This window comes from Vibrio sp. B1FIG11 (assembly GCF_905175335.1).
Lineage (GTDB): Bacteria > Pseudomonadota > Gammaproteobacteria > Enterobacterales > Vibrionaceae > Vibrio > Vibrio campbellii.
On the sequence record NZ_HG992751.1, the window covers coordinates 1 to 23,586 of the forward strand.

Sequence of the window (23,586 nt, forward strand, 5' to 3'; positions counted from 1 at the left end):
TCCTCTATCACAGAGTCGCATTGCGGCTCTGTTTCTCCCCATTGTGAATAACTCCCCTCAAAAAATCTTATTCAATCGCTCAAAAAACACCCAAACCATCTGTGGATAAGTCAGGTAAGATCCAGTGATTTTCCTTTAGTTATCCAAAGAACAAGTTAGATCCTTTTTTACCCCTGTGCATAACCCCGCATTTTGATCTCAGGAAATCCTCGATCTGATCAAGCCATGATCACAAGATATGATCCAAAGAAGATCCATGATCTTGTTGATCATTTTCTAGTTATCCACAGAAACGTGCGATCCTAATAATAGATCCAATAAAAGATCATATATATAGATCTTATATATATAGTCTTAGGGACTAAAATTTGAAAAGCGAGAAAACGATTCTCTCTCACACAGAAAAAAGGTAAAATACCGCTCTTTTTTATCTGTTCATTAAATCCTTTGAATACCTGAGGTCAGTTCATGCTTTATCACGAAAACTTTGACGTCATTGTTGTCGGTGGCGGACACGCAGGAACGGAAGCCGCGCTCGCATCTGCACGCACAGGACAAAAAACACTCCTCCTTACCCATAACATCGATACATTAGGCCAGATGTCTTGTAATCCGGCGATTGGTGGTATCGGTAAAGGTCACTTAGTAAAAGAAGTGGATGCTATGGGCGGTCTGATGGCTGAAGCCATTGACCATGCAGGTATTCAATTCCGAACACTGAACGCCTCTAAAGGTCCAGCGGTTCGAGCAACACGTGCTCAAGCTGACCGTGCATTGTACAAAGCGTACGTACGCAACGCGCTAGAAAACGCACCAAACCTAACTCTGTTCCAACAATCGGTTGATGATCTGATTGTGGACCAAGATCGTGTTGTTGGCGTCGTAACGCAAATGGGCCTGAAATTCCAAGCGAAAGCGGTGGTATTAACCGTAGGTACTTTCCTTGGTGGAAAGATCCATATCGGTATGGAAAGCTCTTCAGGTGGTCGCGCTGGAGATCCACCATCGATCGCACTGGCGGATCGACTACGTGAATTGCCATTCCGTGTCGATCGTTTGAAAACAGGTACACCACCACGTATCGATGCACGCAGCGTGGATTTCTCAGTGTTGGAAGCACAACACGGTGATAACCCAACACCTGTATTCTCATTTATGGGCAAACGTGAACATCAACCGCGTCAAATCCCATGTTTTATTACTCACACCAATGAGCAAACTCATGATGTGATCCGCAACAACCTTGATCGTAGCCCAATGTACGCAGGCGTGATCGAAGGTATTGGCCCGCGTTACTGTCCTTCTATCGAAGACAAAGTGATGCGCTTTGCGGACAAGAACAGTCACCAAATCTTCATTGAGCCAGAAGGCCTAACCACGCACGAGTTATACCCTAACGGTATTTCCACCAGCTTGCCGTTTGACGTGCAAGTGCAAATCGTTCGTTCAATGAAAGGTTTTGAGAACGCACACATCGTTCGTCCAGGTTACGCGATCGAGTACGATTTCTTCGACCCACGTGATTTGAAGCAAACCTACGAGACCAAGTTCATCAGTGGTCTGTTCTTTGCTGGTCAAATCAACGGTACGACGGGCTACGAAGAAGCTGCAGCACAAGGTTTGATGGCAGGCTTGAACGCAAGTTTGCACAGTCAAGGCAAAGAAGGCTGGAGCCCACGCCGTGACCAAGCTTACATGGGTGTATTGATTGACGACTTGTCGACCATGGGTACCAAAGAACCGTACCGCATGTTCACATCTCGTGCGGAATACCGTTTGTTGCTGCGTGAAGATAACGCCGATCTACGTTTGACGGAAAAAGCGCGTGAACTTGGTTTGATTGATGATGTGCGTTGGGCACGTTTCAACGAGAAAATCGAGAACATGGAAACCGAGCGCCAACGTCTAAAGTCGACGTGGATGAATCCAAATTCTGCAGGCATTGATGAGCTGAACAAGCTCTTGAAAACACCAATGGCTCGTGAAGCAAGTGGTGAAGATCTTTTGCGTCGCCCTGAGATCTCATACTCAGATCTCACTCAGCTTGATGCATTTGCACCAGCTCTGGAAGATCAGCAAGCGTCAGAGCAAGTTGAGATTCAAGTGAAGTACGATGGCTACATCAAGCGCCAGCAAGAAGAGATCGAAAAATCGCTGCGTCATGAGCACACTAAGCTCCCTGCAGACTTGGATTACAAAGACGTGAAAGGTCTGTCTAACGAAGTCGTTGCTAAGCTGACAGAAGCCAAACCAGAAAGCATTGGTATTGCTTCTCGTATCTCAGGTATCACGCCGGCAGCGATCTCTATTCTGCTTGTTCACCTGAAGAAGCACGGTTTGCTGAAAAAAGGCGAGGAAGAGTAATGAGTGCTTTACGTACCAGATTAGACGAGCTGATCGCGCAAACCGATTTGGAAGTGTCTGAAAAACAACGTGAGCAGTTGGTCGGTTACGTCGAACTGCTCGACAAGTGGAACAAAGCTTACAACCTAACGTCGGTTCGTGACCCACTTGAGATGCTAGTGAAACATATCCTTGATAGCATCGTCGTTAGCACTCACTTACCAGGTGAGCGTTTTATCGATGTTGGCACAGGACCAGGTTTGCCAGGTATTCCATTGGCAATCATGAATCCAGAGAAAACCTTCTTCTTGCTCGATAGCCTTGGCAAACGCATCCGCTTTATCAAGCAAGTTGTGCACACGCTAGGGCTGAAAAATGTGACGGCAATTCAAAGTCGTGTCGAAGAATTCCAGCCAGAAGAAAAATTTGATGGCGTTTTGAGTCGAGCTTTTGCTTCAATGACGGACATGGTGGAATGGTGTCATCATCTGCCTAAACAAGATTCTGGGGTGTTCTTAGCTTTGAAAGGGCTTCACCCTAAAGATGAAATAGATCTGCTTCCTGAATGGTGTAGTGTGACAGAGATCATATCTTTAGCTGTTCCTGAGTTGGAAGGTGATCGTCATCTAGTAATCTTATCGCGCAAGGAAAATTAGCGAGGTAATCGTGGGTAAAATTGTAGCAATCGCCAACCAGAAAGGTGGGGTCGGCAAAACAACAACGTGCATTAACTTAGCAGCTTCGATGGCGGCAACAAAGCGCAAGGTTTTGGTGATCGATCTCGACCCTCAAGGCAACGCTACGATGGCCAGTGGCGTCGACAAATATATGGTCGACGCAACGGCGTATGATCTTCTGGTTGAAGATACCCCGTTTGATCAGGTGGTTTGTACCGAAACCACAGGGAAATACGATCTGATTGCAGCGAACGGAGACGTTACCGCTGCAGAAATCAAATTGATGGAAGTGTTCGCGCGTGAGGTGCGTCTGAAAAACGCCCTTGCGTCAGTTCGCGATAACTATGATTTCATCTTTATTGATTGTCCTCCTTCTCTAAACCTTCTTACAATCAATGCTATGGCCGCAGCCGACTCTGTGCTGGTGCCGATGCAATGTGAATACTTTGCGTTAGAAGGTTTAACTGCTCTTATGGATACAATCAGCAAGTTAGCGGCCGTGGTCAATGAGAACCTCAAAATCGAAGGTTTACTACGTACCATGTACGATCCACGTAACCGCCTGTCTAATGAAGTATCCGATCAACTTAAAAAACACTTTGGTAGTAAAGTTTACCGTACTGTGATCCCACGTAATGTGCGTTTGGCCGAAGCGCCGAGCCACGGTAAACCAGCCATGTACTATGACAAGTACTCTGCTGGCGCCAAAGCGTATCTTGCTTTAGCGGGCGAAATGCTCCGCCGCGAAGAAATCCCAGTTTAACTCTAACCTAAGGAATTCCTCCTATGTCTAAGCGTGGTCTAGGAAAAGGACTGGATGCGTTGTTGTCGACCAGTTCGTTAGCTCGTGAAAAACAGCACATTGCATCGCACAGCCAAGCATTGTCGGCTGACGGTGAACTGACGGATTTGGCGATTGGTCAATTGCAGCCGGGTGTTTACCAACCGCGTAAAGATATGGCGCCAGAAGCGCTAGAAGAGCTGGCAGCTTCGATTCAATCACAAGGCATCATTCAGCCGATCGTTGTTCGCCAAGTTGCGGGTGGTCAGTTTGAAATCATCGCTGGTGAACGCCGTTGGCGCGCTGCAAAACAGGCTGGTCTTAAACGTGTGCCTTGTTTAGTGAAAAAGGTCGAAGACCGCGCAGCGATAGCGATGGCACTGATCGAAAACATTCAACGTGAAGATTTGAATGTGATTGAAGAAGCGCAAGCGCTTGAGCGCCTGCAGGATGAATTCACGCTGACGCATCAGCAAGTGGCCGATGTGATTGGCAAATCAAGAACCACAGTAAGTAACCTATTACGTCTAAATCAGTTGGAAATTGATGTAAAGGGTCTGGTTGCAGATAAAAAATTAGAAATGGGTCATGCTCGAGCTCTATTAGCGCTAGAAGGCGAACAGCAAGTCGAAGTGGCTCAACAGGTGGCTAAGAAGCAAATGACAGTTCGACAAACCGAACAGTTAGTAAAAAAGTGCTTAGCCCCACAAAATGAGCAAAAAGCTCAACAAGAAGATACCGAAGCAGAGCAAATGTCGCATAAATTGAGTCAACTGCTTGATGCCAAGGTTTCTTTGGTCCGTTCTGCAAACGGCAAAGCGAAAGTGACGATAAGTCTTGATGAGCCTCACAAATTGAATCAACTGATTGCCAAGCTAGAGGCCTAGATGAGATAATTGATTTAGGTCAATTAATCAAAATAATCGAATTTTGTGTGAAAGTTGTCGGATTGTAAACAAAACTGTAAGTTTTTGATGCAATATAATTGCATTCAATTGTTCTCACCGTATAATTTTCGCCAATTTCCCTGCACAGAGAGTTTAGTGCAAAGTGGATATTACTAGAGGTACGAATACATGGTAGCTGCGTTAGCTAGACCAGGACGAGAGCTCGCAAAGCAATTGTTAATGATCCAGTCTGGCGCGGTTATTTTTGTGGCTGCAGGAATGGCGATGGCCGTGAATCCTGAATGGGGAATTTCAGCGCTGGTTGGTGGGGGCATTTTTGTTGTTGCCAATGCTGTCTTTGCGCTATGTGCTTTTATGTTTAGTGGGGCTCGTGCTGCCAAGCGCATCGCGGCGTCCTTCTACACAGGTGAAGTTCTGAAAATCCTCATCACGGTTGTGTTGTTCTACGTAGCCTACATGTATATGCAGGTGGAACTTGTTCCCCTCAAACTAACCTATTTGCTGGTACTAGGTATTAATATCTGTGCACCAGTGCTATTCATTAACAACAAAAAATAGGATGAGTTATGGCTGCGCCAGGTGAAGCGCTAACATCGTCCGGTTACATTGCCCACCACTTATCAAACCTATCTTTAGCTAAGTTAGGCTTGGTAGCGGATGAAGCAAGTTTCTGGAACGTACATATCGATAGCCTGTTTTTTTCTTGGTTTACTGGTTTAATCTTCCTCGGAATTTTTTACAAAGTAGCAAAGAGAACAACAGCGGGTGTACCGGGTAAGCTTCAGTGTGCTGTAGAAATGATCGTTGAATTTGTCGCGGAAAACGTCAAAGACACGTTCCATGGACGCAACCCACTGATCGCGCCTTTAGCACTGACTATCTTTTGTTGGGTATTTTTGATGAACGTGATGGACTTAGTTCCGATCGACTTCTTACCGTACCCAGCAGAGCATTGGCTAGGTATTCCTTATCTTAAGGTTGTACCGTCTGCTGATGTGAATATCACCATGGCTATGGCTCTAGGCGTTTTCGCATTGATGATCTACTACAGCATCAAAGTGAAAGGTCTAGGTGGATTCGCAAAAGAACTTGCACTACATCCATTCAATCACCCACTGATGATTCCGTTTAACCTACTGATTGAAGTGGTATCGCTACTAGCGAAGCCTCTATCACTTGGTATGCGTCTATTCGGTAACATGTTCGCGGGTGAGGTTGTATTCATTCTTTGTGCGGCAATGCTACCATGGTACTTGCAATGGATGGGTTCACTACCGTGGGCAATCTTCCATATCTTGGTTATTACGATTCAAGCCTTCGTATTCATGATGTTGACAATTGTTTACCTGTCAATGGCACACGAAGATTCTGATCATTAATTTTTTAAGCTTTTTATTTGGGCACATAAGCCAACAACTATAAATTGGAGATAGTAATGGAAACTTTACTGAGCTTTTCTGCAATCGCCGTAGGTATTATCGTCGGTCTTGCTTCTCTTGGTACAGCGATTGGTTTCGCACTACTAGGTGGTAAATTCCTAGAAGGTGCAGCACGTCAACCAGAAATGGCTCCTATGCTACAAGTTAAGATGTTCATCATCGCAGGTCTACTTGATGCGGTTCCAATGATCGGTATCGTAATCGCGCTACTATTCACATTCGCAAACCCATTCGTTGGTCAACTAGGTTAATCACCTTTAACTCGGGACGAGCTAAGGCTTGTCACTGATTAACACTAAGTCCAAATAGAGGGGTAGCTGTTGTGAACATAAACGCAACTCTGCTAGGTCAAGCAATCTCGTTCGCACTATTTGTGTGGTTCTGCATGAAGTATGTATGGCCACCGTTGATGCAAGCGATCGAAGAGCGTCAGAAGAAAATTGCTGATGGTCTTCAAGCAGCGGAACGTGCTGCAAAAGACTTGGATCTAGCACAAGCCAACGCTTCTGATCAGTTGAAAGAAGCGAAGCGCACAGCAACTGAGATCATCGATCAAGCGAACAAGCGTAAGTCTCAAATTATTGACGAAGCTCGCGAGGAAGCTCAGGCAGAACGCCAGAAAATCCTAGCGCAAGCAGAAGCAGAACTTGAAGCTGAACGCAATCGTGCACGCGATGAGCTGCGCAAACAAGTTGCTACTCTGGCTGTAGCTGGTGCTGAGAAAATCCTTGAGCGTTCTATCGATAAAGACGCTCAGAAAGATATTCTCGACAACATTACTGCAAAACTTTAAGTCTGGGGGCGCATATGTCTGATTTGACTACAATCGCACGCCCCTATGCTAAAGCAGCCTTCGACTTTGCTGTAGACAAAGACCAGTTGGACCAATGGGGCCAAATGTTGTCTTTTGCTGCTGAAGTCGCTAAAAACGAGCAAATGAGCGAACTTCTAACGGGTTCGGTTTCTGCTGACAAAATGGCAGAGATTTTTGTTGCAGTTTGCGGCGAACAAGTTGATACGCACGGCCAAAACCTGATTAAGGTAATGGCTGAGAATGGTCGTCTAACGGCCCTTCCTGATGTTTGTGAACAATTCTTCCTATTGAAGAAAGAGCATGAGAAAGAAATTGATGTTGAAGTGATTTCAGCAAGCGAACTTTCTGATGAACAACTTGCAAACATTGGCAGCAAACTTGAAGTGCGTCTAGAACGCAAAGTGAAGCTGAATTGCAGTGTAGATGAGACCCTACTTGGTGGGGTTATTATTCGAGCCGGAGACCTAGTCATCGATGACTCAGCGCGTGGTCGTTTGAACCGCCTGAGCGATGCATTGCAGTCTTAATGGGGATTGGAGCATGCAACTTAATTCCACGGAAATTAGCGATCTGATCAAACAACGTATCGAATCTTTCGAAGTTGTTAGTGAAGCTCGCAACGAGGGTACTATCGTATCGGTAAGCGATGGTATCATCCGCATCCACGGCCTAGCGGACGTGATGCAAGGTGAAATGATTGAATTACCGGGTGGCCGTTATGCACTAGCACTTAACCTTGAGCGTGACTCGGTTGGTGCGGTAGTAATGGGCCCATATGCTGACCTTAAGGAAGGCATGAAAGTTACAGGTACTGGCCGCATTCTTGAAGTGCCAGTTGGTCCAGAACTTCTAGGTCGCGTAGTGAACACACTAGGTGAGCCTATCGATGGTAAAGGTCCAATCGAAGCTAAATTGACTTCGCCTGTAGAAGTAATCGCACCAGGTGTAATCGACCGTAAATCGGTAGACCAACCTGTGCAAACTGGTTACAAATCAGTTGACTCAATGATCCCAATCGGTCGTGGTCAGCGTGAGCTTGTAATCGGTGACCGTCAAACTGGTAAAACAGCAATGGCGATCGATGCGATTATCAACCAGAAAGACTCTGGTATTTTCTCAATCTACGTAGCAATCGGTCAGAAAGCATCGACTATCGCTAACGTAGTTCGCAAACTAGAAGAGCACGGCGCGCTAGCTAACACTATCGTTGTTGTTGCATCTGCTTCTGAATCTGCAGCGCTACAATACCTAGCGCCATACGCAGGTTGTGCGATGGGTGAATACTTCCGCGATCGCGGTGAAGACGCACTGATTGTTTACGATGATCTATCTAAGCAAGCGGTAGCTTACCGTCAGATCTCTCTACTACTAAAACGTCCACCAGGCCGTGAGGCATTCCCAGGTGACGTATTCTACTTACACTCGCGTCTACTAGAGCGTGCAGCTCGTGTAAACGAAGAGTACGTAGAGCGTTTCACTAACGGTGAAGTGAAAGGTAAGACTGGTTCTTTGACTGCTCTTCCTATCATCGAAACTCAAGCAGGTGACGTTTCAGCATTCGTACCGACTAACGTAATCTCGATTACCGATGGTCAGATCTTCCTACAAACTGAGCTATTCAACGCAGGTGTACGCCCAGCCGTTGACCCAGGTATCTCAGTATCTCGTGTAGGTGGTTCAGCTCAGACGAAAATCATCAAGAAGCTATCTGGCGGTATCCGTACTGCACTAGCTCAGTACCGTGAACTAGCGGCATTTGCACAGTTCTCGTCTGACCTTGATGAAGCGACGAAGAAACAGCTAGACCACGGTCAAAAAGTTACAGAACTAATGAAGCAGAAGCAGTACGCTCCAATGTCTGTATTTGACCAAGCACTAGTAATCTTCGCGGCAGAGCGCGGCTATTTAGCAGATGTTGAACTAAACAAACTGCTAGATTTCGAAGCGGCTCTACTATCGTACGCTCGCGGTCAATACGCTGAATTTGCAGCTGAGATCGACAAGACGGGTGCATACAACGATGAAGTTGAAGCTCAGTTGAAGAAACTGACTGACGACTTCGTAGCAACCCAAACTTGGTAATTAGGTCGGTGGCAGTTTCTGCCACCAACTAACGGAGAGTAACGATGGCCGGCGCAAAAGAGATACGTAATAAAATCGGTAGTGTTAAAAGCACGCAGAAAATTACGAAAGCGATGGAAATGGTAGCAGCTTCAAAAATGCGTCGTTCTCAAGACGCAATGGAAGCTTCTCGTCCATACGCTGAAACAATGCGTAAAGTGATCGGTCATGTGGCTAACGCAAACCTAGAGTACCGTCATCCGTACCTAGAAGAGCGTGAAGCTAAACGTGTTGGTTACATCATCGTTTCGACAGACCGTGGTCTGTGTGGTGGTTTGAACATTAACGTGTTCAAGAAAGCCGTTACAGACATGCAATCATGGAAAGAGAAAGGTGCTGAAGTTGAGCTAGCTGTAATTGGCTCAAAAGCAACAGCTTTCTTTAGAAATGGTGGCGCAAAAGTTGCGGCACAGGTTTCTGGTTTGGGTGATAACCCAAGCCTAGAAGACCTAATCGGTTCTGTTGGCGTAATGCTTAAGAAATACGATGAAGGTGAACTGGATCGTCTATATGTGGTGTTCAACAAGTTTGTGAACACTATGATTCAGCAACCAACGATCGATCAATTGCTACCTTTGCCTAAATCGGACAGCGAAGAGATGCAGCGTGAGCACTCATGGGACTACATCTATGAGCCTGAGCCAAAACCTCTATTAGACACACTTCTAGTGCGTTACGTAGAGTCTCAGGTATACCAAGGTGTAGTAGAGAACCTTGCTTGTGAGCAAGCGGCTCGAATGATTGCGATGAAGGCTGCAACGGATAACGCAACCAACTTGATTGAAGATTTAGAACTTGTGTACAACAAAGCCCGTCAGGCTGCGATCACACAAGAACTATCAGAAATCGTTGGTGGTGCATCTGCGGTTTAAGCTTAGGTAAAACGAAATAGTTTAGAGGATTAACGATGGCTACAGGTAAGATCGTACAGATCATCGGTGCGGTAGTCGACGTAGAGTTCCCACAGAGCGAAGTACCAAGTGTATATGACGCTCTAAACGTTACGGACTCAAAAGAGCGTCTTGTTCTTGAAGTTCAACAACAGCTAGGCGGTGGCGTAGTTCGTTGTATCGTAATGGGTAGCTCTGATGGTTTACGTCGTGGCGTTGAAGTGGTTAACACTGGCGCTCCAATTTCAGTACCAGTAGGTACTAAAACTCTAGGTCGTATCATGAACGTCCTAGGTGACGCGATTGATGAGCGTGGTGAGATCGGTGCAGAAGAGGTTTACTCTATCCACCGTGAAGCACCAAGCTACGAAGAGCAATCAAACGAAACAGCACTTCTAGAAACTGGTGTTAAAGTAATCGACTTGGTTTGTCCATTCGCTAAGGGTGGTAAAATCGGTCTATTCGGTGGTGCAGGTGTAGGTAAGACCGTTAACATGATGGAACTTATCAACAACATCGCACTTCAACACTCAGGTCTATCAGTATTTGCTGGTGTTGGTGAACGTACTCGTGAAGGTAACGATTTCTACTACGAGATGCAGGAAGCGGGCGTTGTAAACGTTGAGAATCCTGAAGAATCTAAAGTAGCGATGGTTTACGGTCAGATGAACGAGCCACCAGGCAACCGTCTACGTGTTGCACTGACTGGTCTAACAATGGCAGAACGTTTCCGTGACGAAGGTCGTGACGTACTTCTGTTCGTTGATAACATCTACCGTTACACGCTTGCAGGTACTGAGGTATCAGCACTTCTAGGTCGTATGCCTTCTGCGGTAGGTTACCAGCCAACTCTTGCAGAAGAGATGGGTGTACTACAGGAGCGTATCACGTCAACTAAGCAAGGTTCTATTACGTCTGTACAGGCGGTATACGTACCTGCGGATGACTTGACTGACCCGTCTCCAGCAACAACGTTCGCGCACTTGGATGCAACGGTTGTACTTAACCGTAACATCGCAGCAATGGGTCTATACCCAGCGATCGACCCACTAGATTCGACTTCTCGTCAGCTAGACCCACTAGTAGTTGGTCAAGATCACTACGACACAGCTCGTGGCGTTCAGCAGACACTTCAGCGCTACAAAGAGCTGAAAGATATCATCGCGATTCTAGGTATGGACGAGCTATCTGAAGAAGATAAGCAAGTTGTATCTCGTGCACGTAAGATTGAGCGTTTCCTAACTCAGCCTTACCACGTAGCGGAAGTATTTACAGGTGACCCAGGCGTTTACGTACCTCTTAAAGAGACACTACGTGGCTTCAAAGGTCTACTAGCTGGTGAATACGATGACATTCCAGAGCAAGCGTTCATGTACTGCGGTACGATTGACGATGCTATCGAGAATGCGAAGAAGCTATAAGGCTAACTAGGAGGCGATATGGCACCAATAACCTTTCACCTAGACGTAGTAAGCGCTGAGAAACGTATTTTCTCTGGTCGCGTAGAAACGTTTCAGGTGACCGGTAGCGAAGGTGAGCTGGGTATTTTCCACGGCCATACTCCGCTGCTGTCCGCTATTAAGCCTGGTATGGTGCGTATTGTGAAACAGCACGGCCACGAAGAGTTCATTTATGTCTCTGGTGGTATGGTCGAGGTTCAGCCTGGTACTGCTACAGTACTGGCTGATACAGCGATTCGTGGTGAAGATCTAGACGCAGCGAAGGCAGAAGAAGCCAAGCGCCGCGCTGAGGAGCAAATCCAGAATCAGCATGGTGACATGGACTTCGCACAAGCGGCCAGTGAACTGGCTAAAGCCATTGCTCAGCTACGAGTTATCGAGCTGACCAAAAAGCGTCGCTAAGCTCAATTAGCAACGTTGCATGAAAAAAGGCGGCCATTTGGTCGCCTTTTTGATTAATTTTAGTTGGAAATTTACATCCCACCATTAACTAATCCTTCCAAGGTGTTTAAAATAACGCCCAATTAAAATAGAACGTCAATAGGTTATTAATGAAATTCAGTGCTGTGATTCTTGCTGCGGGTAAAGGTACCCGTATGTACTCGAACATGCCTAAAGTGCTGCACACTTTGGCAGGGAAGCCTATGGCAAAACATGTTATCGATACATGTACAGGTCTTGGCGCACAAAACATCCACCTAGTATATGGTCACGGTGGTGATCAAATGCAGCAGACGCTTGCTGAAGAGCCAGTTAACTGGGTACTGCAAGCGGAACAATTAGGTACTGGCCACGCGGTTGATCAAGCGTCTCCAAAGTTTGAAGACGATGAAAAAGTACTGGTGCTTTACGGTGATGTTCCACTGATTTCAGCTGAAACAATTGAAAACCTATTAGATGCACAGCCAACAGGCGGTATTGCACTACTCACAGTAATGCTGGATAACCCAATGGGCTACGGTCGTATCATTCGTAAAAACGGTCCCGTAGTGGCGATCGTTGAGCAAAAAGACGCGACAGAAGAGCAGAAGCTCATCAAAGAATGTAATACTGGTGTGCTGGTGGCGACAGGTGGTGACCTGAAACGCTGGCTTGCTGGTCTAACAACGAAAACGCACAAGGCGAATACTACCTAACAGACGTTATCGCGGCAGCGCACGATGAAGGTCGCGCGGTTGAGGCAGTGCACCCAGTAAACGCGATTGAAGTGGAAGGCGTTAACGATCGTGCTCAATTGGCTCGTCTTGAGCGTGCATTCCAATCAATGCAGGCGCAAAAGCTATTAGAGCAAGGTGTGATGCTGCGTGATCCAGCACGTTTCGACCTACGCGGTGAGCTGCAATGCGGTATGGATTGCGAAATCGATGCAAACGTGGTCATCGAAGGTAACGTATCACTGGGCGATAACGTCGTGATCGGCGCTGGCTGTGTACTGAAAGACTGTGAAATCGACGATAACACGGTTGTTCGTCCATACAGTGTAATTGAAGGCGCAACAGTTGGTGAAGAATGTACAGTTGGTCCATTCACACGCCTGCGTCCTGGCGCAGAGATGCGTAACGACTCTCACGTGGGTAACTTCGTTGAAGTAAAAAACGCGCGTATCGGTGAAGGCTCTAAAGCAAACCACCTGACTTACCTGGGTGATGCAGAGATCGGTCAACGTACTAACATTGGTGCAGGTACTATCACTTGTAACTACGACGGTGCGAACAAGTTCAAGACCGTTATCGGTAACGACGTTTTTGTTGGTTCAGATAGCCAGCTTGTTGCGCCAGTGACGATTGCTGATGGTGCAACGATTGGTGCCGGCACGACATTGACCAAAGATGTTGCGGAAGGTGAGCTTGTGATCACTCGCGTGAAAGAGCGCAAAATCACTGGTTGGCAACGCCCAGTGAAACAAAAGTAAGCCTCAACTGCTTTCTTTAACCGAAATAAACAAAGCCCTCATCATGAGCGGCTTTGTTGTATCTAGTGGTGTGAAAGGACAGTTTAGAGGCTTGGTATCGCGATGCGCTTCTCTAACCAACGCACCGCTTGGGAGACCAAAAGAATCAGCACTAAATACTCTAAGACGAGAAACGTATAGATCTCTAGTGGTAAGTACTCATTCACCACCAATTCATTAGCTCGTCTCGTTAAGTCACTTAAACCAATCACGCTGACCAACGAACTCATCTTGAGGATATAAACGAATTGATTACCCAGTGGCGGTAATATTTGGCGAAATGCTTGGGGAAGAATTACCAATCGCATTTTTTGCCAGTAGTTTAGCCCAAGCGACTCTGCTGCTTCATGTTGTCCGCGACTGATGGCTTGGATTCCTCCTCTAAACACTTCCGCCATAAAGGCACTTTCGGCAATGGTTAATGCGATCACACCTGCCCAAAAATGATTCAGGGAAACATCAAGCAGTGTCGGCATGCCGTAATACACCCACAGCAACAATACCAAAACTGGAATAGAGTGGATCACTTCCACGTAAACACGGTTGATCCACTTAAGTGCTGGAGAGTCTGACAGAGCGGGAAGGGCAACGATCAATCCGATGGTCATCGCAAACAGCATACTGAGTAGCGACACTTGGATCGTGTCATTAAAGCCTGCGACCAGAAACTTTATGTTTGTCAGGCCTTGCTCGGTTGATGGGTCAAGAACATACCAACCCCATTGATAATCGGAGCAACCAGTGAGAAGCAGCAACGAAATCAGCCATAGATGTCTATAGTTCACATTTACTCCCTGAACTGACTAAAAAACTTCCTTTGTTACTGCTATGTTATCAATGAAGTTGCATTAATAGTTAATAATTAAAGGGAATATCTCCCATCATCATTCTTTTAAGGGAATTGAAATGAAAAAAAACGTTACTTGCGCTAGGAATGTGTTTACTTGCGATGACCCAAGTCGCTCATGCTAACAGCCGTTTACAAGAAGTGTTGGATAAGGGCGTTTTGCGTGTCGGAACGACAGGGGATTGGAATCCGATGACAATGAAAGATCCCGCTACCAATAGTTATCGTGGTTTTGATATCGATGTCACCACTGAGCTCGCCAAAGATCTTGGCGTTAAGGTGGAATATGTTGCGACCGATTGGAAAACACTAGTCAATGACATTACTGCCAACAAATACGATATTACCGGTAGTGCGTCATTGAATATGTCACGCGCAAAAGTAGCAGGTTATAGCCAACCGTATTTCTACCTTGCGTTTGTGCCTGTGGTGCAAAAGAAAGACTTAGCGAAATTCTCAGATTGGGCTGACTTTGACAAGCCTGATGTAAAAGTGGCGGCTACGCTGGGCACTGTGCAAGAAAAGATGGTCAAAGACTTCTTCCCATCTGCACAGCACATTGTGATTGAAGCGCCGGCGCGTGATTTCCAAGAGCTTCTGGCTCGTCGTGCCGATGTCTCCGTGACGTCCAACGTTGAAGCGGCAACGCTGGTGGAGAAATTTAAACAGTTAGCGATTGTCCCAGTTAAAGAGCCTCGCAAGCCAACGCCTATTGCGATGCTGTTGCCTCAAGACGACCAAGTCTGGATTAACTATATTAACCACTGGGTTGAGTTGAAGAAAACTCAAGGCTTCTTTAAGCAAACTGCCGAGAAATGGGGCTTAAAGAGTATGTAAGGTTTTGCCTTATTCTTTCGCCTATAAAAGACAAAGAGCCGCATTAAGCGGCTCTTCTTTATTATGTAGTGGGATTGAGTTTGACGAAGAATTAGAGCTCGTCTTCACTCACTACGCGAGCGTTGTCCGGAGTCGTGAAGTGCTGAGACAATTCACGGTTAGATAGGATATAACCTATCCACAAACCGCCCATACAAATCACAATCGCTACACCCGTTACCATTTGAGCTTGGCTTGCCATCGCCGCAACCAGTGCGCTTGATAGGCTGCTTACGGTAATTTGTAGGCTGTTCTGTAGACCAGCTGCGGTTGCTGGACTTTGCTTTGCACTCGCTAATGCACGGTTTACTACGATTGGGTAAAGAGCACCATTTGCCACCGCAATCAAACAGAATGGCGCCAGGATTGGCCAGATAGAGGTCAGTTGCCACTGTGATGCAGCGAAGATAAGTAGCGCAGCAACACTAAACAAACCAATCAACTGACGCAGAATCTTCTCGTCACCGTATTTGCGAACGCCAACCTTACCTAAGTAACCACCAACCATGAAGGCGATAGTTTGTGGAATAAAGCTCAAACCAATGTCCTTTGCTTCATAGCCAAGTTGAGACATGATTTCTGGCATACCCGTTAGGTAAGCAAAGAAAGCCGCAGACGCTGTAGCAAACATAAACACATTACCTAGGTAAGTTTTAGAACCCAGTAGTGATTTGATGTCTGAAGACATACTGGTTTGTTTTACTTCTACTTTTTCATTTTTTTGCGCCATTGTCGCAACAACAAGCAGTACACCCATCAGTGTCAATGCAACAAAAATACTGTGCCAACCAAAGCTGTCAGCCAGTAGTACACCTAATTGAGGTGCAAGTGCTGGCGAGAGTGCAACCAAAGGCATGATAGTGGCAAAGATCTGTTGGCTCTGGCCAGAGTGACGCTTGATCACCATCGCTTGCCAAATAACGGCTGGCGCACATACACCAATCGCTTGAACGAAGCGTAGCGCGAGTAGTTGCCAAACTTGCTCACTGAATGCGAGGCCAAATGAGGCGACAGTGAACAGCGCCAAACCAGCTGCTAACGTGTTGCGATGACCGAATTTGTCTGAAGCTAAGCCCCACATCAATTGACCAAAAGCCATACCAACAAGAAAGACGGTCAGTGAAAGTGCGATCTGTTCAGGGCCTGTAGCAAAGTCGACTTCCATCGCTTTGAAGGCAGGTAAGTACATATCGGTGGCAATGAAGCCGAGCATAGACAGGGCTGCAAGGTAAACGAGTTGTAGTTTTGAGATTTTCATGATTCAACCAATCAAATTATTTAATCATTTTTTGTTCAGTATCAGTTGGCACCAACCCTGATTTATTTGCCTCGCCATTCTATTTTTCGATTTTGAGAAAATAAAACGCTAAAATTGTTGGTTATCAATCAAATTTTTTGAAAGGTAGAAATCATGTTCTCCAAATCTTCTCTGGAAATGCTCGATACCGTTGCTCGATTAGGCAGTTTTACAGCGGCTGCAGAAGTACTGCATAAAGTCCCTTCAGCGATCAGCTACGGAGTGCGTCAAGTGGAGCAGGAGTTAGATGTGGTTCTGTTTCGTCGATTACCGAGAAAGGTTGAATTGACGCCTGCAGGTGAGTTGTTTATCGAAGAGGCGCGCTTACTGCTCAGACAAATGGCGGAAGTGAAAGCGCAAACTCGTCGTGCCGCACATGGTTGGCAATCAACATTGAAGCTCACGCTGGATAATGTGGTTAAGCTGGATAAGCTCAAACCTTTGGTTGAAGACTTCTACCGTGAGTTTGAATTCGCAGAGCTGCAAATCAACATGGAAGTATTTAACGGCTCATGGGAAGCTATCGCACAGGGGCGTGCTGATATTGTCGTTGGAGCAACGTCAGCGATTCCTGTTGGTGGGGATTTTGAGGTCAAAGACATGGGCGTGCTCGATTGGGCATTCGTGATGTCGCCGGCTCATCCATGCGTACGCCAGCAAGTATTGACCGAAGAGTTTGTCAGTCAATTTCCGGCGATCTGCCTCGATGATACCTCGAACGTGCTACCAAAACGCCACACAGGACATTATGCAAAGCAGCGTCGTTTGCTCCTACCAAATTGGTATAGCGCGATTGAATGTCTGAAAAATGGAGTCGGAGTGGGCTACATGCCACGCCATATTGCGATGCCTCTTATCCATGAAGGCGTGCTGGTGGAAAAAGTTCTGCAGGATGATAAGCCATTGAGCCAATGTTGCTTGGTATGGCGTAAAGACGACAATCACAAGTTGATTCAATGGATGGTGGATTATCTTGGTTCGTCAAGTCAACTACATCGAGATTGGCTACAACATTCATAAAAATGGAAATTGCTTTAAACACCTGTTGACAACATGGTCAATTTATTAACAATCAAAACAAAGTTCGGTAAATTTAGGATGAAGGATTATGTCAAAGCTAGTGGATCGAAAATGGCAAATCTTACCGATCATTGCATTGTCTGTGTTTATGTTGGTGGGGCTTTACGGTTTTTATATGACGCTTGAGCGTTCTGTGCATGATTCAGTTCAGCGCACTACCGAGTCATTGCTCACTGACGTTATTTATGAAATTAAGGAAGACAACCCTCACTTTGCTAGTGAGTCGGATATCGACGACTACATTGGCGATCTCACGCAAGCGGATGCGGACGCTCGTATTCAAGTGATAGATCAGCAAGGGACGGTGGTAGGCGATACCGCACTTTCTGATCGTGCTCTGATTGGCTTGGAGAGTCACAGTGATCGCCCTGAGTTTATTCAGGCTTGGGAAAACGGATCTGGCTACGATGTGCGCTTTAGTGAAGTGCTGTCGGTCGACCTATTCTACGTTTCACGCAAGATTGAATTTGATGCTCAGGAATTTGTGGTCGTGTTGTCCGTACCGATGCATCACCTTAAAACCATGACTTCGGAGTTAATGGCAATCTTAGGTGTGATGGTTGTTTTGAGTATTGGTTTTCTTATCGCGACCTCGATCTTCAGTCATCGTCAAATTATCCATAAAGTCTCTGAAGAGCAAAAAAAGCAGGACGAGCGCATTCGTCAACGTACTCTAGAAATTGAGTTGATGCATCGCCTAGCGAATATGCTGGCAGCTTGTAACAACCTGGTAGAAGCGCAAATGGTGGTGGAAGACATCGTGCCGCGTATCCTCGGCAAGGTGAATGGCAGTATTTCCCTGATGCGTTCTTCGCGCAACCAGTTAGTTACTCAACTTGATTGGGGAGAGAGTTGGCCGGGCAGTCGTTCTTTCGCTCCGGATGAATGCTGGTCATTGCGCAAAGGTCGCAGTCACTTGTCGATTGAATCTTTCCATAACCTAACGTGTGAGCACATGGCATCAGTTGAGAATAACCAGACTTTGTGTATTCCTCTGACAGCGCATGGGAACACAATTGGCATTATGCATTTGTACTTTGGCCAAGGTGATATCAAAGTTGATGAGATGACCATGCAGCTTGCTTACAGTGTTGCGGAGCACCTTGGTTTGGCATTGGCTAACCTGAGCCTGCAAGAAAAACTGCGCTCGCAAGCACTGAGCGATCCGTTGACAGGTTTGTACAATCGTCGCTTCTTCGAGCAGAAGCTGACTGAACACGTGAACAACTCGGCAACCAGTACAGAAGATATGTCTCTATTGATGCTCGATCTCGACCATTTCAAGCGATTTAATGACAACTTCGGCCATGATGCAGGTGATTACGTGCTAAAAGAGATCAGTGCATTGCTGAAGCGAACTGTGTCAGAAGATGAAACGGCGTGTCGTCTCGGTGGTGAAGAGCTAGCCGTGATTCTACCGCATTGCGATATGGCTTCTGCGACCGATTATGCGCAAAACATTGTTGACCAGATTCGAGCGCTGCATCTTGAGCACAAAGGCTTGTCGTTAGGGCAGTTAAGTGTGTCGATTGGTGTTGCAACGTATCCAGAACCGGCTTCGGATATTGAGGGACTGGTGAAGATGGCGGATAAGGCGCTGTACCTTGCGAAAGACCAAGGTCGAGACCGTGTCGTCAACTATCAGCAATACAGTGAGTTCAAGGCGCCAGAGCCGGAAACGGCAGAGATTGCGTTGATTCAAAGTTGATAAAAAAATCCCTCGCCAAGCGAGGGATTTTTTATTGCGTGATACTAGTTACGATAAGAAAAACTTGTAAGACGGATTATCTGTTTCGTCTTTGCATTGATAGCCAAGTTCACGTAAATGTGCAGAAAACTGAGCTAAGTCGCTTTCATCTAACTCGAAACCACATAAAACGCGTCCGTAGTCCGCACCGTGGTTACGGTAGTTGAACAAGCTGATATTCCAATGGGTGCCGAGTGTACTTAGGAACTTAAGCAGTGCTCCTGGGTACTCCGGGAATTCAAAGCTGTAGAGGCGTTCTTTAAGCGGCTTAGACGGCTTGCCACCAATCATGTAGCGCACGTGCAGTTTCGCCATTTCATCATCAGAGAGGTCAACTACAGGGTAGCCACCATCACGTAAATCATGAATGATGTTTTCTAGTTCTTCCTGACCGCCTTGCAAACGCACACCGACAAAGATATTCGCCAGTGCGTCATCGTTGTAACGATAGTTAAACTCCGTTACGGCACGACCGCCAATGAGGTTACAGAACTCAAAGAAGGCACCTTGACGCTCAGGAATGGTGACCGCAAGCAGACCTTCACGTTTCTCACCAAGCTCGCAGCGTTCAGAAACATAACGCAAACCATGGAAGTTGGTGTTGGCGCCTGACAGTACGGTGCCTAGATTTTTGCCTTCGAGTTTGTTTTGCTCAGCAAACTTCTTTAAGCCCGCTAGAGCAAGTGCGCCGGAAGGTTCTGCGATAGCACGAGTATCTTCAAAGATGTCTTTCACAGCAGCGCAGATTTCATCACTGGAGACTGCGATATGGCCATCAATGTACTTTTGGCACAGACGAAACGTCTCTTCACCAATGCGCTTTACTGCGACGCCATCGGCAAACATGCTGACTTGGTCTAGTACCACTGGCTCACCAGCATCCAAAGCTGCTTTTAAGCATGAAGAGTCTTCTGGCTCGACCGCAATTACTTTGATTTCTGGCATCAATTGCTTCACAAGCACCGCAACACCGGCAGCCAAACCGCCACCACCAACAGGTACGAAGATGTAATCAAGGTGACCATTTTGCTGCAGCATTTCCATGCCGATAGTACCTTGACCTGCAATCACCAGTGGATGATCGAAGGGAGGGACAAAGGTATAACCGTTTAACTCGGATAGGCGCTCTGCCTCGGCTTTTGCCTCATCAAAGTTACTGCCGTGCAACACCACGTTGCCACCAAAGCCACGTACCGCATCAACTTTGATGTCAGGTGTGGTTTTTGGCATCACGATAGTGGTCTTGATGCCTAGCTTAGTGCCAGAAAGCGCCATGCCTTGAGCGTGGTTACCTGCAGATGCTGCGATGACACCTGCGGCTTTTTGCTCTTCAGACAGGCTTGCCACCATGTTGTATGCTCCGCGCAATTTGAACGAGTGCACGGGTTGGCGATCTTCACGTTTGATTTGCACATTGTTGCCAATACGAGCAGCAAGGCGAGGCATCTCTTGCAAAGGTGTGACAGTCGCGACTTCATACACAGGAGCACGCAAGATCTGGCGCAGATAATCTGCACCAGATTGGTTTTCCTGTTTTAAGGGAAAGGGTTGACTCATAAAGCTAGCCCTCGAGCTTAGATTTGTCTCGTACTGCACCTTTGTCAGCACTGGTCGCCATGCTTGCGTAAGCTTTGAGTGCAAATGAAACTTCACGTTGGCGGTCTACCGGTTTCCAGCCTAACTCGTCTTGTTTCGCACGGCGCTCAGCAAGTTCTTGTTCAGATACTTGAAGTGAAATTGAACGGTTTGGAATATCAATCGCAATAATGTCGCCTTGCTTCACCAAGCCAATTGCACCGCCGTTTGCCGCTTCAGGAGAAGCGTGGCCGATAGACAGACCTGATGTACCACCAGAGAAACGGCCGTCAGTCAGAAGTGCACACTCTTTGCCAAGGCCCATCGATTTTAGGTAAGTGGTTGGGTACAGCATTTCTTGCATGCCCGGACCACCTTTAGGACCTTCGTAGCGGATAATTACCACGTCGCCAGCTTTTACTTTACCACCCAGGATGCCTTCTACGGCGTCTTCTTGGCTTTCAAATACTACGGCTGGGCCAGTGAATTTATGAATGCTCTCATCAACACCAGCTGTCTTAACGATACAACCATCCAGTGCGATGTTGCCTGATAGAACCGCTAAGCCACCTTCTTGGCTAAAGGCATTTTCTTTGGTTCGAATACAACCTTCTGCACGGTCGTCGTCAAGGCGATCCCAGCGGCAATCTTGTGAGAAAGCTTGTGTGGTACGAATGCCTGCAGGGCCCGCTCGGAAGAACTTAAGTACGTCTTCATCTTCTGTTTGAATGATGTCGTATTTCGCCAGCTGCTCTTTCATTGAAAGGCCAAGTACGGTACGAGCTTGGTTATGCAGTAGACCTGCACGGTCTAACTCACCAAGAATCGCCATTACGCCACCAGCGCGGTGTACATCTTCCATGTGATATTTCTGGGTAGATGGTGCCACTTTACATAGGTGTGGTACTTGGCGAGATAGGCGATCGATATCTTCCATATCGAAATCCACTTCACCTTCTTGCGCTGCAGCCAGTAGATGCAGAATGGTGTTGGTTGAGCCGCCCATTGCGATGTCCAGTGCCATGGCGTTTTCGAAGGCATCAAACGTAGCGATGTTGCGTGGCAGTGCTGATTCGTCATCTTGCTCGTAGTAACGACGAGTCAGTTCAACGATACGACGACCCGCATTAAGGAACAGTTGCTCACGGTCAGCGTGCGTTGCCAACATAGAACCGTTACCCGGCTGAGAAAGACCCAGTGCTTCCGTTAGACAGTTCATTGAGTTTGCAGTGAACATGCCTGAACACGATCCACACGTTGGACATGCGCTACGTTCGATCTGTTCGCTTTGCTCATCAGACACTTTTGGATCCGCGCCTTGGATCATTGCATCAACAAGGTCTAGTTTGATGATCTGATCAGAAAGCTTGGTTTTACCCGCTTCCATCGGGCCACCAGAGACAAAGATAACAGGGATGTTAAGACGCATAGATGCCATCAACATTCCCGGAGTGATTTTGTCACAGTTAGAGATACACACCATGGCATCGGCACAGTGTGCGTTAACCATGTATTCTACTGAGTCTGCGATCAGTTCGCGTGAAGGCAGTGAGTACAGCATGCCGCCGTGACCCATTGCGATACCATCATCAACCGCGATGGTGTTGAATTCTTTTGCGATGCCGCCGGCTTTTTCGATTTCACGTGCTACAAGCTGACCCATGTCTTTTAGGTGTACGTGACCCGGAACAAATTGAGTAAACGAGTTTACGACAGCGATGATTGGCTTACCGAAGTCTTCGTCTTTTACGCCTGTTGCACGCCACAGTGCGCGAGCACCCGCCATGTTACGACCATGTGTGGTGGTAGCTGATCTATATTTTGGCATTTCCTAATCCTTCTTACTTCTGTTCTGGGTACACATAGTCTAACCAGCCCCACTTATCTTCCGTGGTGCCGTTAAATAGGCCAAAGTAGGCCGCTTGTAATTCTTTAGTGATTGGGCCGCGTTTACCGGTGCCCACTTCAATTTTGTCGATGGTTGCTACTGGCACAACTTCGGCTGCGGTACCTGTCATAAAGACTTCATCGGCAAGGTAAAGTGCTTCACGCGCAATATTCGCTTCGCGCACTTCATAACCTTTATCGCGTGCGATGGTCATGATTGAATCACGAGTGATGCCCGGCAAAATTGCACTGGTTGCTGGTGGTGTGGTAATCACGCCGTCTTTGATAACAAAGATGTTTTCACCAGCACCTTCCGATAGATAACCGTCTACGCTCAGTGCGATACCTTCGTCGTAACCGTGACGACGAGCTTCACCACCGACTAGTAGCGAAGATAGGTAGTTACCGCCTGCTTTAGCCGCAGTTGGGATAGTGTTTGGCGCTGCACGGTTCCAGCTTGAAATCATTGCATCAACGCCAGCTTCTAGCGCTTCTTCACCCAAGTAAGATCCCCAAGGGAAAGCCGCAATGATTAGGTCCATCTCTGTGCCAACGGGAGGACATACGCCCAAGCCAACATTACCGACAAAACCCAATGGGCGAATATAAGCACTATCAAGTTTGTTCTGGCGCAGGGTTTCACGCGTCGCTTCCATGATTTCTTCTACAGAAAACGGGATCGGGAAGCGGTAAATCTTGGCAGAGTCTTTTAAACGCTGTGCATGCTCGCGGTGACGGAAGACAATTGGTCCTTTCGGCGTGTTGTAGCAGCGTACGCCTTCAAATACAGAGGTGCCGTAGTGCATCGCGTGAGTCAAAACGTGAACGTTCGCCTCTGCCCATGGAACCATCTCACCATTAAACCAAATGAAATCTGCAGTTTTCGTTGCCAT

At 46.9% G+C, this 23,586-nt stretch carries 21 protein-coding genes and 1 pseudogene; 17 read left to right on the plus strand and 5 right to left on the minus strand.

Annotated elements, in window-relative coordinates; translation table 11 throughout:
- Nucleotides 1–468 precede the first annotated feature (468 nt).
- The 14 genes and pseudogenes from mnmG to glmU all read left to right on the plus strand — a co-directional run bounded on the left by mnmG (nucleotide 469) and on the right by glmU (nucleotide 13,345).
- Nucleotides 469–2,364 (plus strand): tRNA uridine-5-carboxymethylaminomethyl(34) synthesis enzyme MnmG, encoded by a 1,896-nt coding sequence (mnmG, locus tag KHO06_RS00005; protein WP_050920116.1) that lies wholly within the window; start codon nucleotides 469–471, stop codon nucleotides 2,362–2,364.
- Nucleotides 2,364–2,999, plus strand: coding sequence for a 16S rRNA (guanine(527)-N(7))-methyltransferase RsmG (gene rsmG, locus KHO06_RS00010; RefSeq protein ID WP_038892419.1), 636 nt, complete (start codon nucleotides 2,364–2,366; stop codon nucleotides 2,997–2,999). The genes mnmG and rsmG overlap by 1 nt, the downstream gene beginning before the upstream one ends.
- 10 nt (nucleotides 3,000–3,009) lie before the next feature.
- On the plus strand, nucleotides 3,010–3,783 hold the full coding sequence (locus tag KHO06_RS00015) for a ParA family protein (RefSeq protein WP_005440815.1): 774 nt from the start codon (nucleotides 3,010–3,012) through the stop codon (nucleotides 3,781–3,783).
- 23 nt (nucleotides 3,784–3,806) lie between these two features.
- Entirely contained in the window at nucleotides 3,807–4,688 is an 882-nt protein-coding gene (locus KHO06_RS00020) for a ParB/RepB/Spo0J family partition protein (protein ID WP_012126658.1), read from the plus strand.
- A gap of 189 nt (nucleotides 4,689–4,877) precedes the next feature.
- Nucleotides 4,878–5,267, plus strand: coding sequence for a F0F1 ATP synthase subunit I (locus KHO06_RS00025; RefSeq protein ID WP_005532841.1), 390 nt, complete (start codon nucleotides 4,878–4,880; stop codon nucleotides 5,265–5,267).
- A gap of 8 nt (nucleotides 5,268–5,275) precedes the next feature.
- Complete coding sequence (gene atpB / locus KHO06_RS00030) at nucleotides 5,276–6,088, plus strand: F0F1 ATP synthase subunit A (RefSeq protein ID WP_005429781.1); 813 nt, start codon at nucleotides 5,276–5,278, stop codon at nucleotides 6,086–6,088.
- A 56-nt stretch (nucleotides 6,089–6,144) separates the two neighbouring features.
- Nucleotides 6,145–6,399: a F0F1 ATP synthase subunit C gene (atpE, locus tag KHO06_RS00035; RefSeq protein WP_002540812.1), complete on the plus strand. Its 255-nt coding sequence runs from the start codon at nucleotides 6,145–6,147 to the stop codon at nucleotides 6,397–6,399.
- A gap of 71 nt (nucleotides 6,400–6,470) precedes the next feature.
- Nucleotides 6,471–6,941 carry a F0F1 ATP synthase subunit B gene (gene atpF / locus KHO06_RS00040; protein ID WP_005429802.1) on the plus strand — a complete coding sequence of 157 codons (471 nt, stop codon included), beginning with the start codon at nucleotides 6,471–6,473 and terminating at the stop codon, nucleotides 6,939–6,941.
- A 14-nt stretch (nucleotides 6,942–6,955) separates the two neighbouring features.
- Nucleotides 6,956–7,489, plus strand: coding sequence for a F0F1 ATP synthase subunit delta (atpH, locus tag KHO06_RS00045; protein ID WP_005429777.1), 534 nt, complete (start codon nucleotides 6,956–6,958; stop codon nucleotides 7,487–7,489).
- A gap of 13 nt (nucleotides 7,490–7,502) precedes the next feature.
- A complete protein-coding gene (gene atpA / locus KHO06_RS00050; protein WP_005429813.1) occupies nucleotides 7,503–9,044 on the plus strand; it encodes a F0F1 ATP synthase subunit alpha in 1,542 nt (513 codons plus the stop codon).
- Between the two features lie 44 nt (nucleotides 9,045–9,088).
- The gene (gene atpG / locus KHO06_RS00055; RefSeq protein ID WP_038892413.1) at nucleotides 9,089–9,955 is read left to right on the plus strand and encodes a F0F1 ATP synthase subunit gamma; all 867 of its coding nucleotides are present in this window, start codon (nucleotides 9,089–9,091) and stop codon (nucleotides 9,953–9,955) included.
- A gap of 35 nt (nucleotides 9,956–9,990) precedes the next feature.
- The gene (gene atpD / locus KHO06_RS00060) at nucleotides 9,991–11,394 is read left to right on the plus strand and encodes a F0F1 ATP synthase subunit beta (RefSeq protein ID WP_005532839.1); all 1,404 of its coding nucleotides are present in this window, start codon (nucleotides 9,991–9,993) and stop codon (nucleotides 11,392–11,394) included.
- Nucleotides 11,395–11,412: 18 nt separating this feature from the next.
- A complete protein-coding gene (locus tag KHO06_RS00065; protein WP_005429758.1) occupies nucleotides 11,413–11,835 on the plus strand; it encodes a F0F1 ATP synthase subunit epsilon in 423 nt (140 codons plus the stop codon).
- A 149-nt stretch (nucleotides 11,836–11,984) separates the two neighbouring features.
- Nucleotides 11,985–13,345 (plus strand): annotated as a pseudogene (glmU, locus tag KHO06_RS00070) (bifunctional UDP-N-acetylglucosamine diphosphorylase/glucosamine-1-phosphate N-acetyltransferase GlmU).
- A gap of 83 nt (nucleotides 13,346–13,428) precedes the next feature.
- Here the strand turns inward: glmU and KHO06_RS00075 are convergent.
- Nucleotides 13,429–14,169: an amino acid ABC transporter permease gene (locus KHO06_RS00075; protein WP_212581903.1), complete on the minus strand. Its 741-nt coding sequence runs from the start codon at nucleotides 14,167–14,169 to the stop codon at nucleotides 13,429–13,431.
- Nucleotides 14,170–14,333: 164 nt separating this feature from the next.
- Between KHO06_RS00075 and KHO06_RS00080 the strand changes: the two genes are divergently transcribed.
- Entirely contained in the window at nucleotides 14,334–15,068 is a 735-nt protein-coding gene (locus KHO06_RS00080; RefSeq protein WP_244858369.1) for a transporter substrate-binding domain-containing protein, read from the plus strand.
- Between the two features lie 91 nt (nucleotides 15,069–15,159).
- Here the strand turns inward: KHO06_RS00080 and punC are convergent, their stop codons facing one another.
- Nucleotides 15,160–16,365, minus strand: a complete 1,206-nt coding sequence (punC, locus tag KHO06_RS00085; protein ID WP_005429760.1) for a purine nucleoside transporter PunC — start codon at nucleotides 16,363–16,365, stop codon at nucleotides 15,160–15,162.
- A gap of 153 nt (nucleotides 16,366–16,518) precedes the next feature.
- Here punC and punR point away from each other — a divergent pair, with 153 nt between their 5' ends.
- Nucleotides 16,519–17,424, plus strand: coding sequence for a DNA-binding transcriptional activator PunR (gene punR / locus KHO06_RS00090; RefSeq protein WP_045371927.1), 906 nt, complete (start codon nucleotides 16,519–16,521; stop codon nucleotides 17,422–17,424).
- Nucleotides 17,425–17,512: 88 nt separating this feature from the next.
- Nucleotides 17,513–19,192, plus strand: a complete 1,680-nt coding sequence (locus KHO06_RS00095) for a sensor domain-containing diguanylate cyclase (RefSeq protein ID WP_045421089.1) — start codon at nucleotides 17,513–17,515, stop codon at nucleotides 19,190–19,192.
- 48 nt (nucleotides 19,193–19,240) lie between these two features.
- Here the strand turns inward: KHO06_RS00095 and ilvA are convergent, their stop codons facing one another.
- From ilvA to ilvE, 3 genes are read right to left on the minus strand one after another with little or no spacing between them, the layout of a single operon-like run.
- Nucleotides 19,241–20,788 carry a threonine ammonia-lyase, biosynthetic gene (ilvA, locus tag KHO06_RS00100; protein WP_012126650.1) on the minus strand — a complete coding sequence of 516 codons (1,548 nt, stop codon included), beginning with the start codon at nucleotides 20,786–20,788 and terminating at the stop codon, nucleotides 19,241–19,243.
- Between the two features lie 4 nt (nucleotides 20,789–20,792).
- Nucleotides 20,793–22,634, minus strand: a complete 1,842-nt coding sequence (gene ilvD, locus KHO06_RS00105) for a dihydroxy-acid dehydratase (RefSeq protein ID WP_045421087.1) — start codon at nucleotides 22,632–22,634, stop codon at nucleotides 20,793–20,795.
- 13 nt (nucleotides 22,635–22,647) lie between these two features.
- The gene (gene ilvE / locus KHO06_RS00110; RefSeq protein WP_005429790.1) at nucleotides 22,648–23,586 is read right to left on the minus strand and encodes a branched-chain-amino-acid transaminase; all 939 of its coding nucleotides are present in this window, start codon (nucleotides 23,584–23,586) and stop codon (nucleotides 22,648–22,650) included.